We start from the raw sequence: 15,644 nt of genomic DNA, 5'->3' as shown, positions 1-15,644 counted from the left end.
CACCGGGGGGAGACCCCCGGTGCCCGTCCTCGTTCCTGCATGTGCTCGCGCGACGTGCGGCGTCGCGGGCTGCGCGTCAGCGTCGCGCCCTGCGCATCAGCGTCGCGCCCTGCGCGTCAGCGTCGCCGGACCGCCTTCGCGACCGACACTCCCACGAGCGCGGCGCCGGCCGCGGCGAGCGCGATGATGAGCGCCAGCTCCTCGTCGAACTCCGCGCCGAGGAGGCGCGCCAGGAAACCTGCCCCGACGAGGGCGACGAACACGCCCCAGATGAGGGTCGGTACGGCGACCCCGGGACGGGACGTCGCCGGTCGCGTGCTGCTCGTGCCGCTCATGAGTCCTCCTTGATGATGACGTTGCCCACGCCGTGGCTGATCTCCAGGTGGATCTGCGCGTCCTCGCCGTCGGCGACGTCCCGCGTCTCGAAGGTTGCCGAGCTGATCCCGAGGCCCCCGACGCTGCGCTCCTGTCGGTGGTCCTCGTCGCCGATCACCCACTCGACCTGGCCCGCGCGGACAGCCACCTCGGCCGACGCCGACGGGTCCTCGGGAAGGATGACGGTGAGCTGGCCGACCGCCATCTGGACCGGGATGCGGACCGCGTCGCCCGGGTCGAGGTCGAGGTCGGTGAGGTCGAGGACCATGTCGCCGATGCCCATCGCGTACCCGTCCTGCGCCTCACCCGCGGTCGTGGGGGCGAACCGCTCGTCACCGACCCCCGAGCGGGTGGCCGTGCGCAGGTCGAGCTCCGTCGACCAGGAGCCGACGCCGACGGCCAGCAGGATCCCGAGGACCGCGAGGACGCCGAGGCCGCCGCTCGTGCGGCCGAGCACCCCGGCGACGATGATCGCGAGGCCCGCGAGCACGAGCGTCACGGCGACGGCGATGAGCGAGATCGTGATGAGCCCACCGTCGACGTCGAGGCGGCCTGCCCGTTCGGCGAGGCGCAACCCCACGTAGGTGAGGGTGCCCAGTCCGAGGACGAGCGACACCGCCGCCGCGCCGGCGCCGTGGCGGGCGGGTGCCTGCTCGACCGCGCTCACGCTCGCCGGGGTCGACTTCGACAGGTTGACCGGTGGCTGCTGTCCGGTGCCACCGGGTGCGGGTGCACCGGCGCCGTGCCCGTGGAGCTCGTCGTCGGACCAGGTCTGACCGTTCGACCAGCCCTGCCCGCTCGTCCATCCGGTGACGGTCCAGCCGCCGGAGCCCGTCTCCGCGCCGGTCGTGCCTGCCGACCCGCGCGGACGGGCACCGTTGGCGGAGCGGTTCTGCACGTACGCGACGACGAGGTAGATCGTGAACCCGGAGAGCGCGACCCAGAAGACCGCGTCGAACCACCCGTTCCCGGAGTTCCCCCACGCACCCGGCCGGTCGCTGAACCCGAGGATGAGCATGATCGCCGAGCCGGCGAGGGCTGCGTCGAAGCGACCGTGGACGGCCTCCTGCAGGTGGATGCGACCGTCCGAACGCTCGGGGAGCAGCGCCCACCCCGCGGCGTAGAGGATGAGCCCGACGCCGGTAGCGATGCCGAGGACGCCGAGCAGCGCCCGCACGAGGAGCGGGTCGACGCCGAGACGTGCGGCCACCCCTGACGCGACGCCCCCGATCCACCGGTCGTCACCGCGGGTGATCCCTGTGCGTCGGATGGAGTCGAAGAAGTCGTCGAACCTGTCGTGGCCTGCTGGCGGAGGGGGCGTGTCGGCCCCCGATCCTGGTGCGGGTGTTCCTGTGCTGTCCATGTCCCGATCCTTGCCTGCTCCTGGCTCGGTGACCATCGGGTGTCACCCTGAAACGACCCTGAGACCTCACGCGCACAGCCCGGAGCCTGCCCTGAGATCGCGGGCGGAGGCCCACAGCCCGACGAGGTTCGTGTGACGATCGTCCGGTGACCACACCTGTCGCGGGCCCACCCGCCCGACCACCGCTCCTGCGACCTGCCAACGGCAGGCTGCTCGGTGGCGTCTGCCTGGCCATCGCCGCGCACCTGCGTGTCCCGGTGCACACGGTCCGCCTGGCGACCGCCGTCCTGTGCATCGCTGGCGGGGTCGGCTTCCTCGCGTACGGCTTCCTGTGGTTCACGATCCCGACCGGGGACCCGTACGCACCGCCGGAACCGTCGCCCGAGCGGGCGCGTCTGGCGCCCCGGGCCCCGGTCCCGCACGAAGAGCGCCCGGTGAGCGCGTGGGCGCAGCTCCCGATCCGGGACATCCTCGTCGGCGCCCTCTTCCTCGTCGCCGCGGCGGCTCTCGTCGCCAACCGGGCCGGTGTCCAGATCGAGTGGTCCTGGGTCATGCCCGTCGTCGTCGCCCTCATCGGCACCGGGATCGCCTGGAGCCAGCTCGACGAGCGCCAACGAGGCCGCTGGTTGACGATGGCCGGCGGCCGGACGCCCAACGGGGTGCTGCGTCTGGCGGGTGGTCTCGTGCTCGTCCTCATCGGTGTGCTGCTCCTCGTGAGCGACGACATGCCCGGCACCGCGATCATGCCCGCAGTGGTCGCGGCGCTCGCGGTGCTCGCGGGCACGGGGCTGGTCCTCGCTCCGTGGTGGCTGCGCCTCGTGCGGGAGCTCGGCGAGGAACGCGCGGCCCGGGAGCGGGCGAACGAGCGGGCTGACATCGCGGCCCACCTGCACGACTCGGTGCTCCAGACCCTCGCGCTCATCCAGCGCAGCGCGGACCGGCCCGGCGAGGTGACACGGCTCGCACGCAACCAGGAGCGTGAGCTGAGGGAATGGCTCTACCGGGACCGCCCGGCAGCGGGCACCTCGCTCGCGGAGGAGCTCAGGGCGCTCGTCGCCGAGGTCGAGAACACCCTGACCGAACGCGCGGGCGGCGACGAGCCGGTCTCGCTCGACACGGTGGTGGTCGGCGACTGCGCTCCCTCCGAGGCGACCAGCGCGTTGTTGCAGGCCACGCGCGAGGGCCTCGTCAACGCCGTGGTGCACGGACGCCCTCCCGTGTCGCTCTACCTCGAGGTGAGCGCCGAGCGGGCCGAGGTGTTCATCCGCGACCGGGGCGACGGTTTCGACATCTCCGCCGTCCCGCGGGACCGGTTCGGCGTGCGGGAGTCCATCATCGGGCGCGTCCAGCGCCGGGGGGGCGAGGCGAGCGTGCGATGCACCCCCGAGCGGGGGACCGAGGTGCGGCTGTGCATGCCGCTGGCCGACCCGGGAGACGGGGCACGCGGTGCCACAGGGAAGAATGGCCCCGATGCCCAGGTCCCGTCAGGAGCGGCGGGCGGACAACCCGGGGACGAGCAGCCCGACGTACGCGAGGAGAGCAGCACATGACCGACGCAGAGCGCATCCGGGTGGTGCTCGTGGACGACCACGACATGTTCCGGGCCGGTGTCCGAGCGAGCCTCGACCCGCGGGTCGAGGTCGTCGGGGAGGCCGCGGACGTGGACACCGCGGTCGCGACGATCCGCGCGACCCTGCCCACCGTCGTCCTGCTCGACGTCCACCTCCCGGGGGGCGCGGGCGGCGGCGGCGCGGAGGTCCTCACCCGCTCGGCGGACCTCCTCGCGGGGACGCGGTTCCTCGCGCTGTCGGTGTCGGACGCTGCGGAGGACGTCGTCGCGGTCATCCGGGCGGGTGCACGCGGCTACGTGACGAAGGCGATCTCGGGGCCGGAGCTCAGCGCGGCGATCGAGAGCGTCTGGAGTGGTGACGCAGTGTTCTCGCCGCGGCTCGCGGGCTTCGTGCTCGACGCCTTCGGCACGGGGTCGACCGACCTCGCGGTCGCGGACGACGAGCTCGACCGGCTCTCGGCACGGGAGCAGGAGGTCATGCGTCTCATCGCCCGCGGCTATTCCTACCGGGAGGTCGCCGGTGAGCTGTTCATCTCCGTCAAGACGGTCGAGACGCACGTCTCCGCGGTGCTGCGCAAGCTCCAGCTGTCGTCGCGGCACGAGCTCACGCGGTGGGCCGCGGCCCGGCGCATCGTGTGATCCGGCAGGATGGTGCGATGACCTCCGAGAACGCAGCACCCGTCGCGGCTCCGACCGCTGCACCCACGGCCGCGCTGAGCGCGCCCGTCCTCGTCGCGTGCTCGCACGGCACCGACAATCCTCAGGGACGCGCTGTCGTCGACCAGATCGTCGCGGACGTCCGTGCGTCGCTGCCGGGCGTCGAGGTGCTGCAGACCTTCGTGGACGTGCAGCACCCGCAGGTCGAGGAGGTGCTCGGGTCGGTGGCTCCCGGGCGACCGGCCGTCGTCGTCCCGGTGCTGCTCTCCGGCGGGTTCCACGTGCACGTCGACATCGCCGAGGCGGTGGCGGCGCGCGCGGCGGCGGGTTCGCCCACCGTCGCGGCGAACGCGCTCGGCCCTGACCCCAGGCTCGCCGCGATCCTCCTCGAGCGCCTCGTCGGGGCGGGCGCCCGGGCAGGGGACGCCGTCGTCGTCGCCGCAGCCGGATCCTCCGACGCGCGCGCCGCGGCTGACGTCGAGGAGGTCGTCGCAGGCGTCGCCGAGGGGTGGGACGGGCCGGTGAGCGTCGGGTACTGCTCGGCGGCTGCCCCCCGGGTGGCGGTCGCTGCGGATCTCGCGCGTGCCGGGCGCGGTGGCGGTGACCACGGTCGGGTCGTCATCGCCTCGTACCTCCTGGCGCCCGGGTTCTTCCACGACAGGCTGGCAGGCGCGGGCGCTGAGATCGTCACGGCGCCCCTGGGCGCGCACCCCTTCCTCGCGGACGTCGTCGTCGACCGGTACCGCACCGCTGCCGCGACACTGACGGGGGAGCCGGTCGTCCCGTGACGCGCGCGTCCGACGCAGCCGGTCGTGGCGTCGACGCGCCGGTGGTCGTCACCGCAGGTGTGAGCATCCCGGCGAGGGAGCTCGCGTGGCGGTTCTCCCGCGCGTCCGGCCCGGGCGGCCAGGGCGTGAACACCGCGGACAGCCGCGTCGAGCTCGTGTGGGACGCCGCCGCCTCCCCGACCGTCGCGGCACTGCCCGACGCGGTGCGGGACAGGGTGCTCACCCGACTCACGGCACGGTGGGCTGGGGCGCGCGTGACGATCACCGCCTCGGAGCACCGTGCCCAGCTGCGCAACCGGATGGCGGCCAGAGAGCGTCTGGCGCAGTTCGTCCGCGAGGCGCTCACGCCACCCCCTCGTGCACGGCGGGCGACGCGCCCGACCCGCGGCTCCGTGGAGCGCCGGCTCGTCGCGAAGCGGTCGCGGTCCGCGACGAAGGCCGGTCGCTCCGCAGACCACCGCCGTGGCGAGGGCTGAGTGCCCGCCACGACCGGAGAAGCGCGCGGGCTAGCGGTCGCACCAGGCCGGTGACCGGCGCACGACGTCGCCCACGACGGTGATCGCCGGCGGTCGCACCCCCGCCGCCACCGCGATCTCGGCGATGGTGCCGAGCGTTCCGACGGTGGTGCGCTGGCGCGCCCCGTACCCGTCCTCGACGACCGCGGCAGGCGTCTGCGGGTCGCGCCCGTTGGCGATGAGACCGGCCGTCGTCAGAGGCAGGTGCGCGACGCCCATGAGGAGGATGACCGTGTGGTCGGGCGCTGCGGGCACCCGGCCGACGTCCTCGTGGCCGGTGAGGACGGTGAAGCCGCGGGAGAGCCCGCGGTGCGTCACGGGGATCCCGGCCGCGGTGGGGACGGAGATGGCGCTCGTGACCCCGGGGACCACCTCGGTGGGGATGCCCGCGGCCTCGCAGGCGTCGAGCTCCTCGCCGCCCCGCCCGAACACGTAGGGGTCGCCACCTTTCAGGCGCACCACGCCGCGCCCGGCGAGCGCGTGCTCCACGAGCAGCTCGTTGATCCGCTCCTGGGGGATCGGGTGCAGCCCGGAGGTCTTGCCGACGTCGATGACGTCGACGTCGGGCGGGAGCTCGTCGAGGATGGCACGCGGTGCGAGCCGGTCGATGACGACGACGTCCGCGGCGGTGAGCAGCGCCCGGGCACGGACGGTGAGCAGGTCGAGCCGCCCGGGGCCCCCGCCGACGAGCGCGACCCAGCCGGTGGGGGCGGGAGCGGCGGCGGCGTCGGCTGCGCCTGCGGAGTGCGCCTGTGCGGCGGAAGGGCGGGCAGGCGCGTGCCGCACGGGCAGCGTCCCGTCCCGCAGCCCGCGCTCGACGGCGTCCCGGACGCGGATGGACCGTCGCGGGTTGCGTTCGCTCGCGGAGGAGGACGTCACGGCGACCACGACGTCGTCGACGTGCGCGATCGCGGGCACCCATGCGGTGCCGCGCACCGCGTCCCCGGCCACGACGCAGAACACCTGTCCGGCGTCCGCGTCCGTCGCGACCTGCGCGTCGACCTCGGGGTCACCGGTCGCGGCGTGGGCGAGCCATGCGCCGGCAAGGTCCCCCGGGAGGTACTCCCGCTGGTGCTCCCAGGTGGCCGCGCCGGACGCCACGAGCTCGGCGAGCGGTGCGCAGAGCGCGGGGGAGACGACCACGACGGACGCACCGGCGTCCGCGAGCGAGCGTGCGCGACGAGCGGCGACGAGCCCTCCGCCGACGAGGACGACACGGCGTCCGGCCAGTCGCAGGCCGAGGGGGAAGATCTCCGGTGTGTGGTCGGCGTCCGTCATGGCACCGAACACTACGGCCCCGCCGCCCGGGCGTCCGGCACGGTCCGCAGGACGATCCCGCCGGGCGCCCTCCGCAGGGCAGCGTTCAGCGTCCACCGTCCGCGACGAGGCCGCGGCGGCGCATGACGGCGCGCTCGACGGGGGCGAAGACGAGGAGCTCCACCGCGATCCCGACGACGAGGATGAGGATGATCCCGACGAAGATGCGGGACATGTCCCCGAGGTCGCGCCCCTGCTGCAGCAGCTGCCCGAGCCCGAACCCGATGTCGCCACCCACGGCGATGAGCTCGGCGGCCATGAGGGACCGCCACGAGAACGCCCAGCCCTGCTTGAGGCCGGCCAGGTACCCGGGGAGCGCGGCGGGGAGGATGACGTACCGCACGAGCTCGACGGGGTTGGCCCCGAGCACGAGGCCGACGCGGCGGTACAGCGGCGGCACCTGGTCCACACCCGCGACGATCCCGTTGATGATCGACGGGACCGCCCCGAGGAGGATGACGGAGTAGATCGTCACGTCGCTGAGTCCGAACCAGATGACTGCCGCGGGCACCCAGGCGACCGACGGCAGCACCTGCAGGCCCGTGATGAGCGGACCGAACGACGCACGGATCCAGCCCACGCGGGCGACGACGATCCCGAGCGGTGTGCCGATGATGGCGGCGAGGAGGAACCCGAGGACCCCGCGTTCCACGCTCGTGGTGAGTGCAGCCAGGACCGTGTCGTCGTCCCAGAGCCGCAGGAACGTCATCCCGACGAGGGCGGGTGGGGGGAACTGCGTGACGTCCTGCGGACCGAGCCGGAAGGCGATCTCCCACGCGAGGAGCAGGACGCTCACGGAGATCGCGAGCGGCAGGACGGCACGCAGGGTCTTGCGGGACCGGCTCGGCCGAGCCGTGGAGGACGTCTGGAGCGCGTCCAGCCCTGCCTCGAGGGAGCTGAGGGTGTCGTCCGGGCGCCCGCTGCCGGTCCCCGGGCTCGTGAGGGTCTCAGAGGGCATGGCGGCGGATCTCCTCGCGCAGCTCGTTGGTGATCTCGTGCGCGAGCCTCGCGACCTGGGGTGCAGAGATGCTGCGCTCGCCGGTGACCTCGACGTCCCACTCCTGGACGATGCGCCCGGGGCGGCTCGACATGAGCAGGACGCGCTGGCCCAGGCGGACGGCCTCACGCACGTTGTGGGTGATGAACACGACGGTGCGACCGGTGGCCTTCCACACCCGCTCGAGCTCGTCGTGCAGGAGGTCACGCGTGATCGCGTCGAGCGCGGCGAAGGGTTCGTCCATGAGCAGCACGTCGCGCTCCTGGGCGAGCGCCCGAGCGAGCGCGACGCGCGAGCGCATGCCACCGGAGAGCTCGTGGACCCGCTTGTCGGCCGCGCCGGCGAGGTGGACCATGCCGAGGAGCTCGCCGACGCGCTGGCGCCGCTCGCTCTTGCCGACGCCCCGGAGCTTGAGTGCGAGGTCGACGTTCTGGCCGGCGGTGAGCCACGGGAAGAGCGCGGCCTCCTGGAACATGAGGGCGGCGCCGTCACCGGCCACCTCGACCGTGCCGCTCGTGGCCCTCTCGAGACCGGCCATGATGTTGAGCAGCGTCGACTTGCCGCACCCGGAGGCGCCGAGCAGGCAGACGAACTCCCCGGGGCGGATCGTCAGGTCGATGCCCTCGAGCACGGCGGGTCCGTCGGGGGCGAACCGCTTGTGGACGCCGGTGATCTGCACGGCGGCGTCGCTGCGCAGCGGCGTGGGCAGGGTGGTGGAGGTGGTCATGCGGCTCATTCCTTGCCGAGGTGGGCGGCGCTGACGGCCGGGTGTCCGTGGGCACCGAGCACCCGGTTGAGGATCCGCAGGTCGTAGATCCCGTCGAGGGCGCCCTCGGGGTCGATGCCGAGCGGGAGCTGGGTGGTGCCCGCGTCGAGCCCGTCCGTGAAGAGGGTGCCGAGCGTCCCCGCGAGCGGGTCCGGGGTGAAGGTGAGGTTCGAGAAGGCCCGGGTCAGGACGTCGTCGGACAGGGCTTTGCCGGCCGTCTCCTCGAGGGCGTCGTTGACGACCGCGGCGGCCTCCTGCGGGTGCGCACCGATCCAGTCGACGGCGCGCACGTGCGCGTCGAGGACGGCCTCGACGGTCTCGGGGTGCTCGCCGAGGAACTGCTGGGTGGCGACGACGTTCGTCGTGACGAACTGCCCGCCGGGCCACAGGTCCTTCTCGTCGACGAGGACGCTGGCGCCGGCCTCGATGACGAGGCGCGACGCCCAGGGCTCGGGCACCCACGCGCCGTCGATCTCACCGCTCGTGAACAGCTGCAGCGCCTGGGCGTTGGCGGTCGGCATGAGAGCGACGTCGCCGCCGCCGTTGAGGTCGGTGGTCAAGCCGTTCTCCGCAAGGTACGCGCGTGCGGCGACGTCCTGGGTGCCACCCCGTTGGGGTGTCGCGAGGTTCGTGCCCGCGAGGTCCGCGATGCTCGTGATCGTGGGGTCGACGACGAGCTGCGCGCCACCCGAGGCCGCGCCGGCGATGATCCGCAGCAGCGCGCCGTTCGTCGTCACGTACCCCGTGAGAGCCGGGTTCGGTCCGAGGTAGGCGATGTCGATGGAGCCACCCCGGAGGGCCTCGACCGCTGCGGGCCCGGCGTTGAACGTCGACACCGTGATGTCGACGTCCGGGCCGAGGGCCTCGGCGAAGTAGCCCTCGACGTCAGCCACGAGGGCGGGGGCGTGCGTGACGTTGGCGAAGTACCCGATGCGCACCTCGTCAGCCGCCCCGCGATCGGTGTACTCGGTCGCGTTGGCCGGGCGGCCCGTGGTGGCGCACCCGGTGAGCGCCAGGACACCGAGCGCGAGGGCGAGCACGGCCGCCGCCGGGCCGCGCCGGCTCGACCGTCGAGGGCGTGTCATGGCTCGCGCTCAGATGGCGTACTGGACGGGGCGGTCCTCGGGGGAGCGGGCCGCGGCGAGCGCGTCGCCCACCATGCCCGCGGCGAGCGTTCCACCGGAGGCGGCGTCGATGAGCAGGAACGCGCCGGTCCGGCGGGAGACGACGTACTCCTCCGCCGCGATGGGGCTCGCGAGACGCAGGGTGACCCGGCCGATGTCGTTGAGGTCGAGGCGCTCCGCGGGCTCGAGCTCCGTGGTGTCGAGGTCGAGCTTGCCCACGATGTCCCGGACGACCGCCTGGACGGTGCGCGTCGTGTGCTTGAGCAGGACGCGCGAGCCGGGCAGGAGCGGCCGCTCCGCGAGCCACGCCACCGTGCCCTCGACGTCCTGGGTGACCTCAGGGACGTCCTGTGCCGACGCGATGAGGTCGCCGCGGGTGATGTCGATCTGGTCGGCCAGGCGCAGGGTCACGGACTGTGGCGCGAAGGCTTCCGCGAGGGTCCCGTCCGCGGTGTCGATACCCTCCACGACGGTCGGGCGCCCGGACGGCAGCACGACGACGGGGTCACCGACGCGCACGACGCCCGCAGCGATCTGGCCCGCGTACCCGCGGTAGTCACGGTGCTCCGGGTCGCGCGCCGCACCCTGCGGACGGATGACGGTCTGCACGGGGAACCGGAAGGACTCGTCGCTCGGCTCGTCGGCGGGCGGAAGCTCCTCGAGGAGCTCGAGGAGGCTGGGGCCGCCGTACCACGGGGTCCTGTCCGAGCGGTCGACGACGTTCGCGCCCTCGAGCGCGGAGACGGGGATCGTCCGCAGGTCGGCGACGCCGAGGTCCTCACCGGTCGCGGTGATCTGTGCGGCGAGCTCGTCGTACCGCTCCTGGGAGTAGCCGACGAGGTCGATCTTGTTCACGGCGACGATGACGTGCGCCACGCGGAGCAGGGAGGCGACGGCGAGGTGGCGCCGCGTCTGCTCGAGCAAGCCCTTGCGGGCATCGATGAGCAGCACGACGACATCTGCTGTCGAGGCGCCCGTCACGGTGTTGCGCGTGTACTGCACGTGCCCGGGGCAGTCGGCGAGGATGAACGAGCGGCGCGCGGTCGCGAAGTACCGGTAGGCGACGTCGATCGTGATGCCCTGCTCACGCTCGGCCCGCAGGCCGTCGGTGAGCAGCGCGAGGTCGGTGGTCTCGAGGCCCCGGTCGCGGCTGACGCGCTCGACGGCGTCGAGCTGGTCGGCGAGCACGGACTTGGAGTCGAACAGCAGGCGGCCGACGAGGGTGGACTTGCCGTCGTCGACGGAGCCGGCCGTGGCGAGCCGCAGGAGCGTTCCCTGGGTGGTCATCAGAAGTAGCCCTCTTTTTTCCGGTCTTCCATCGCGGCCTCGGACATGCGGTCGTCGGCGCGGGTCGCGCCGCGCTCGGTGATGCGGGTCGCGGCGACCTCGGTGATGACGGCCGCGACATCGGTCGCGTCGGACTCGACGGCTCCGGTGCAGGACATGTCGCCGACGGTGCGGTAGCGCACCTGGACGGTGCTCACGGGCTCGTCCTCCCGGGGTCGGGAGTACGGCCCGACGGCGAGCAGCATGCCGTCGCGCTCGAAGACCTCGCGGTCGTGCGCGTAGTACAGGGGCGGGAGCTCGATGTTCTCGCGCTCGATGTACCGCCAGATGTCCAGCTCCGTGAAGTTGGACAGCGGGAAGGCGCGCACGTGCTCGCCCGGGCGGTGGCGGCCGTTGTAGAGGTTCCACAGCTCGGGGCGCTGGTTGCGCGGGTCCCACTGCCCGAACTCGTCGCGCAGGGAGATGACGCGCTCCTTGGCGCGGGCCTTCTCCTCGTCGCGCCGGCCGCCACCGAACACGGCGTCGAACTTGTGCGCCGTGATGCCGTCGAGCAGCGGCTGCGTCTGCAGCGGGTTGCGGGTGCCGTCGGCGCGCTCGGACAGGCGCCCGTCGTCGAGGTAGTCCTGGACGCTCGCGACGACGAGGCGCAGGCCGAGCCGCTCGACGGTGGCGTCCCGGTAGGCGAGGACCTCGGGGAAGTTGTGCCCCGTGTCGACGTGCATGACCGGGAACGGCACCGGCGCAGGCCAGAACGCCTTGGCGGCGAGGTGCAGCATGACGACGGAGTCCTTGCCCCCGCTGAACAGCAGCACGGGACGCTCGAACTCGGCAACGACCTCACGGATGATGTGGATCGCCTCGCTCTCGAGCGAGTCCAGCTGGCTCAGGCGACGCTCGGCCCGCAGCGCCGCCGCCGGGACCGGGGTCCCGTCGGTCGGCGCGGCGGCGACGGACGCGGCGCTCGTGGCGTGGTCGAGTGCCGTGTCGTCGGCATCGGTGATCGTCATACGTGGAGCCCACATTCGGTCTTGTCGAGTCCGGCCCAGCGGCCGGAGCGGGGGTCTTCGCCGGGGGCGACGCGGTTGGTGCAGGGGGCGCACCCGATCGACGGGTAGCCGTCGTTGAGCAGCGGGTTGAGGATGATCTGGTGCTCGCTCGCGTAATCGAGCAGGTCGTCGAAGGACCAGGCAGCGAACGGGTTGATCTTCACGAGCCCGTTCTTGTCGTCCCAGGTCACGAGCGGCGTGGTCGCCCGCGTCGGGGCCTCGTCGCGGCGGACGCCGGTGACCCACAGCTCGTAGCCCTGGAGGGTGCGGTGCAGGGGCTCGACCTTGCGCATGGCGCAGCACGCGCCAGGGTCCCGCGCGAAGAGGTTCTTGCCGTAGGTCTCGTCCTGCTCCAGCACGGTGAGCTGCGGCAGGACGTCGACGATCGTCACGTCCATCTGCTGCTCGACGGCGTCCCGCGTCCCGCGCGTCTCCGCGAAGTGGTAGCCGGTGTCGAGGAAGAGGACGTCGACCCAGGGGGACTGGGCGGCGACGACGTGCGGGAGCACGGCGTCGGCCATCGAGCAGGCGACGGCGATCGAGTCGCCGAACTCCCGGACGGCCCAGGCGACGACGGCCGCGGCATCGGCCTCGTCGGCGGAGCCGACGCCTGAGCCCGCGAGCTCGAGCTGACCGCGGGCGACGATCTCCTGGAGCTCGGCATCGGAGCGCTTGGGGCGCTGGGTGCGTGCGCGGCGCTCGGCGTGGGCCGCCTTGCTCGCCTCGCGGTGCTCGGTCCGGGCCTGCGCGGCCGCGCGCATCGCGGCCAGCGGACTCAGGGCGTCCTCGACGGTCATAGCAAGGCCTCCTCGTCGGCGCGGTGCGACCACTCGGCGAAGGTCTCCGTCGTGTCCTTGTCCGCCTCGTAACGACGCACCACCCGCTCGACGTATTCCGAGAGGTCGTCCGAGGTGACCTTGAGGCCACGCACGGTGCGGCCCAGTCCGGCGAGGTCGCGGTCCTGGTTGGCCAGCCCCCCGCCGAGGTGCACCTGGAACCCGGGGACCTGCTCGCCGGCGTCGTTCATGACGATCTGGCCCTTGAGGCCGATGTCCGCGGTCTGGATGCGCGCGCAGGAGTTGGGGCACCCGTTGACGTGCAGCGTGATCGGCTTGAGGTGCGAGGTGTCGCCGAGCCGCTTCTCGAGGTCGTCGATGACGGCCGTGGCCGTGTCCTTGGTGTCGACGATCGCGAGCTTGCAGAACTCGATCCCGGTGCAGGCGATCGTGTTGCGGCGGAACGCGCTGGGCTCGGCCTCGAGGCTCAGCGCGCGCAGCCCGTCGACGACCGTGCGGACGTCCGCGGGCGGCACGTCGAGGACGAGCAGCTTCTGGTGCGGTGTCAGGCGGACCCGCTGCGAGCCGATCGACTCGGCGAGGTCGGCGACACCGCTGAGGATGGTCCCGGACACCCGACCGACGTACGGCGCAGCGCCGACGTAGAACTTGCCGTCCTTCTGCTCGTGGATGCCGACGTGGTCACCGGGGCTCGTCGGACGTGGTGCCGGCGGGCCGTCGGGCAGCGTGTACCCGAGGTACTCGTCCTCGAGGATCTGCCGGAACTTCGCGGTGCCCCACTCCGCGAGCAGGAACTTCAGGCGAGCCTTGTTGCGCAGACGGCGGAAGCCGTAGTCGCGGAAGATCTGGGCGACCCCGTGCCAGACGTCGGGGGCTTGCTCAGCGGTGACGAACGCGCCGAGGCGCTCGCCGAGACGCGGGTTCGCGGAGAGTCCTCCCGCGACCCACAGGTCGTACCCGATCCCGAGCTCGGGATGCTCCAGGGCGACGAATGCGACGTCGTTGATCTCGTGGACGACGTCCTGGCTGGGGTGGCCGGTGATCGCCGTCTTGAACTTGCGGGGGAGGTTCGCGAGCTCGGGGATGCCGATGTACCGGCGGGTGATCTCGTCGATGACGGGGCGGGGGTCGATGAGCTCGTCCTTGGCGATGCCGGCCACGGGGCTGCCGAGCACGACGCGCGGGACGTCGCCGCACGCCTCGGTGGTCTGCAGGCCGACGGCCTCGAGCCGGCGCCAGATCTCCGGGACGGCCTCGACCTCGATCCAGTGGAGCTGGATGTTCTGCCGGTCGGTGATGTCGGCCGTGTCCCGGCCGAACTCGGTGGAGATCTCGGCGATGACGCGCAGCTGCTCGGTGGTCAGCCCGCCTCCGTCGATGCGGACGCGGAGCATGAAGTAGCGGTCTTCGAGCTCGTGCGGCTCGAGGGTGGCGGTGCGCCCGCCGTCGATCCCCGGCTTGCGCTGCGTGTAGAGGCCCCACCAGCGGAATCGCCCGTGGAGGTCGTCGCCGGTGATCGAGTCGAATCCCTCCTTGGAGTAGATCGTCTCGATGCGCTCACGGACGCTGAGGCCGCCGTCCTCCTGCTTCCACCTCTCGTTGCCGTTGAGGGGGGTGGTGCCGTCGATCTTCCACTGGCCGTTCGGCTTCGGGGTGCGGGCCGCGCGGGCGGGGCGAGCGGCTGCGACCTCGGCGGATGACGTCATGGTGGGGGTTCCTCGCGGTGTGGTGGTGCGTGGCAGCGCGAGGAGGAGGGCTCAGCATGATCTCCGGACCGAGCGGTCGTCTCGCGCGCCCTGGTCTGGTCGATCGGCGCCCGTGGGCGCGGTCAGGTCAGGCGCGGGTCAACAACAGCAACACGAGGTGCTGGATGCGCGACGCAGGGCGCAGCAGAGCGTCGTCTGCTGGGTGCTGCGGGCCGTGGTCATGGCGTCGACGCTACGGGTCGGCGTGCGGCAGTGTCGAGCGCGTCCACCATGCGAAACACTTTTCCACCATGCGAGACGGTGCGCGAACCGGGCGGCGCGATGCCCGGGTGCTCCGAGAATGTGCCGACCGCCCCGGTCGGGCGTGTGACGGCGTCGGCGCCTTCCCTATGATCGAAGGCATGCAGACGCTCTACGATCTCCTCCTCGTCCTCCACCTCGTCGCCTGGGCCATCGTCCTCGGTGGCTGGATCGCGACCATCCGCCAGCCCGGCGTCTACCGCGGCACCCTGCACGCGGCCCTCACGGCCCTCGTCACCGGCATCGCCATGGTGGGGATCGCCAGCTCGTCCGACGCCGTCCACGACCCGAACAACACGAAGATCGCGGTCAAGCTCCTCGTCGCGCTCGTCGTCACCGTGCTCGCGTTCGTCGCCAAGCGCAAGGGTGACGACGCCCCGGTCGGGATCAAGCACACGATCGGCGCACTCGTCATCGTGAACATCTGCCTCGCGGTCTTCTGGTGAACGGAGCCGGCGAGCTTCTCGTCGGGCTCGCGATCGGCGTCGGGATCTTCGGTGCGCTGACCCAGATCATCCCGGGGAGCATCATCATCCTCGTCGCCGTCGGCGTCTGGGCCGGCGTGACCGGGGGCGCCGCAGCGTGGACCGTGTTCGCCGTCGGCTTCGTCGCCATCGCCGCCGCGGCGGTCGTCAAGTACGTGCTGGCCGGGCGCCACCTCAAGCGCGCCGAGGTTCCCAACCGGACGCTCCTCGTGGGCGGCGCGCTGGGGATCGTCGGGTTCTTCGTCATCCCGGTCGTGGGCCTGCCCATCGGCTTCGTCGGCGGCGTCTACCTCGCGGAGTACCTCCGCCGCAGAGACCAGCGCCTGGCCTGGACGTCGACGCGCGCGGCGCTCACGGCCACGGGGATCACGATCCTCATCGAGCTCGCTGGCGCGCTCGTCGCAGCGGGGGCGTGGATCGTCGGGCTGCTCGTCACCTGATCGCGACGCGGTTCGTCACCTGATCGCGACGCGGTTCGTCAGGCTTGTCCTGACACGCCCCCTCGCAGGCGTCCGCCCCGCGTTCGGGTGGCACGGCCCTGGTCATATCCG

Annotated in this window: 16 protein-coding genes; 6 read left to right on the top strand and 10 right to left on the bottom strand. The window is 72.6% G+C overall.

What is annotated here, in order from left to right:
* Positions 1-116: 116 nt before the first annotated feature.
* Together AC54T1_RS09920 and AC54T1_RS09915 are read right to left on the bottom strand one after the other, a co-directional pair.
* Positions 117-335, bottom strand: a complete 219-nt coding sequence (locus AC54T1_RS09920) for a hypothetical protein (protein ID WP_484344952.1) — start codon at positions 333-335, stop codon at positions 117-119.
* On the bottom strand, positions 332-1,738 hold the full coding sequence (locus AC54T1_RS09915) for a PspC domain-containing protein (RefSeq protein WP_496911837.1): 1,407 nt from the start codon (positions 1,736-1,738) through the stop codon (positions 332-334). The genes AC54T1_RS09920 and AC54T1_RS09915 overlap by 4 nt, the downstream gene beginning before the upstream one ends.
* A 146-nt stretch (positions 1,739-1,884) precedes the next feature.
* On the opposite strand from AC54T1_RS09915, the gene AC54T1_RS09910 reads away from it, so the two are divergent.
* The 4 genes from AC54T1_RS09910 to arfB are packed head-to-tail and all read left to right on the top strand — an operon-like array spanning position 1,885 to position 5,229.
* Positions 1,885-3,288 (top strand): ATP-binding protein, encoded by a 1,404-nt coding sequence (locus tag AC54T1_RS09910; protein ID WP_496911836.1) that lies wholly within the window; start codon positions 1,885-1,887, stop codon positions 3,286-3,288.
* On the top strand, positions 3,285-3,947 hold the full coding sequence (locus tag AC54T1_RS09905) for a LuxR C-terminal-related transcriptional regulator (protein WP_484344955.1): 663 nt from the start codon (positions 3,285-3,287) through the stop codon (positions 3,945-3,947). The genes AC54T1_RS09910 and AC54T1_RS09905 overlap by 4 nt, the downstream gene beginning before the upstream one ends.
* 17 nt (positions 3,948-3,964) lie before the next feature.
* The gene (locus AC54T1_RS09900; RefSeq protein WP_484344956.1) at positions 3,965-4,753 is read left to right on the top strand and encodes a sirohydrochlorin chelatase; all 789 of its coding nucleotides are present in this window, start codon (positions 3,965-3,967) and stop codon (positions 4,751-4,753) included.
* Positions 4,750-5,229, top strand: coding sequence for an alternative ribosome rescue aminoacyl-tRNA hydrolase ArfB (gene arfB, locus AC54T1_RS09895; protein WP_496911835.1), 480 nt, complete (start codon positions 4,750-4,752; stop codon positions 5,227-5,229). The genes AC54T1_RS09900 and arfB overlap by 4 nt, the downstream gene beginning before the upstream one ends.
* 30 nt (positions 5,230-5,259) lie before the next feature.
* On the opposite strand, the gene cobA is transcribed toward arfB, so the two are convergent.
* The 8 genes from cobA to AC54T1_RS09855 all read right to left on the bottom strand — a co-directional run bounded on the left by cobA (position 5,260) and on the right by AC54T1_RS09855 (position 14,308).
* Positions 5,260-6,546, bottom strand: coding sequence for a uroporphyrinogen-III C-methyltransferase (gene cobA, locus AC54T1_RS09890; protein WP_496911834.1), 1,287 nt, complete (start codon positions 6,544-6,546; stop codon positions 5,260-5,262).
* 85 nt (positions 6,547-6,631) lie between these two features.
* The gene (locus AC54T1_RS09885; protein WP_484344959.1) at positions 6,632-7,543 is read right to left on the bottom strand and encodes an ABC transporter permease; all 912 of its coding nucleotides are present in this window, start codon (positions 7,541-7,543) and stop codon (positions 6,632-6,634) included.
* Positions 7,533-8,309, bottom strand: coding sequence for an ABC transporter ATP-binding protein (locus AC54T1_RS09880; RefSeq protein ID WP_484344960.1), 777 nt, complete (start codon positions 8,307-8,309; stop codon positions 7,533-7,535). Before AC54T1_RS09880 ends, AC54T1_RS09885 begins: the two co-directional genes overlap by 11 nt.
* A gap of 5 nt (positions 8,310-8,314) precedes the next feature.
* Positions 8,315-9,433, bottom strand: coding sequence for an ABC transporter substrate-binding protein (locus tag AC54T1_RS09875; RefSeq protein ID WP_496911833.1), 1,119 nt, complete (start codon positions 9,431-9,433; stop codon positions 8,315-8,317).
* A 9-nt stretch (positions 9,434-9,442) separates the two neighbouring features.
* Positions 9,443-10,759 (bottom strand): sulfate adenylyltransferase subunit 1, encoded by a 1,317-nt coding sequence (locus AC54T1_RS09870; protein ID WP_496911832.1) that lies wholly within the window; start codon positions 10,757-10,759, stop codon positions 9,443-9,445.
* On the bottom strand, positions 10,759-11,766 hold the full coding sequence (gene cysD / locus AC54T1_RS09865) for a sulfate adenylyltransferase subunit CysD (RefSeq protein WP_496911831.1): 1,008 nt from the start codon (positions 11,764-11,766) through the stop codon (positions 10,759-10,761). Before cysD ends, AC54T1_RS09870 begins: the two co-directional genes overlap by 1 nt.
* Positions 11,763-12,602, bottom strand: coding sequence for a phosphoadenylyl-sulfate reductase (locus AC54T1_RS09860; protein WP_496911830.1), 840 nt, complete (start codon positions 12,600-12,602; stop codon positions 11,763-11,765). The genes cysD and AC54T1_RS09860 overlap by 4 nt, the downstream gene beginning before the upstream one ends.
* Complete coding sequence (locus AC54T1_RS09855) at positions 12,599-14,308, bottom strand: nitrite/sulfite reductase (RefSeq protein WP_496911829.1); 1,710 nt, start codon at positions 14,306-14,308, stop codon at positions 12,599-12,601. The genes AC54T1_RS09860 and AC54T1_RS09855 overlap by 4 nt, the downstream gene beginning before the upstream one ends.
* A gap of 401 nt (positions 14,309-14,709) precedes the next feature.
* Between AC54T1_RS09855 and AC54T1_RS09850 the strand changes: the two genes are divergently transcribed.
* Both AC54T1_RS09850 and AC54T1_RS09845 read left to right on the top strand, forming a co-directional pair.
* Positions 14,710-15,054 carry a hypothetical protein gene (locus AC54T1_RS09850; RefSeq protein WP_484344966.1) on the top strand — a complete coding sequence of 115 codons (345 nt, stop codon included), beginning with the start codon at positions 14,710-14,712 and terminating at the stop codon, positions 15,052-15,054.
* Positions 15,051-15,533 carry a DUF456 domain-containing protein gene (locus AC54T1_RS09845; RefSeq protein ID WP_484344967.1) on the top strand — a complete coding sequence of 161 codons (483 nt, stop codon included), beginning with the start codon at positions 15,051-15,053 and terminating at the stop codon, positions 15,531-15,533. Before AC54T1_RS09850 ends, AC54T1_RS09845 begins: the two co-directional genes overlap by 4 nt.
* Positions 15,534-15,644 lie beyond the last annotated feature (111 nt).

Source organism: Sanguibacter sp. Z41_6 (assembly GCF_059621145.1).
The sequence above is the reverse complement of the archived record's forward strand: the minus strand, read 5'-3'. Positions and strand labels throughout refer to the sequence as shown.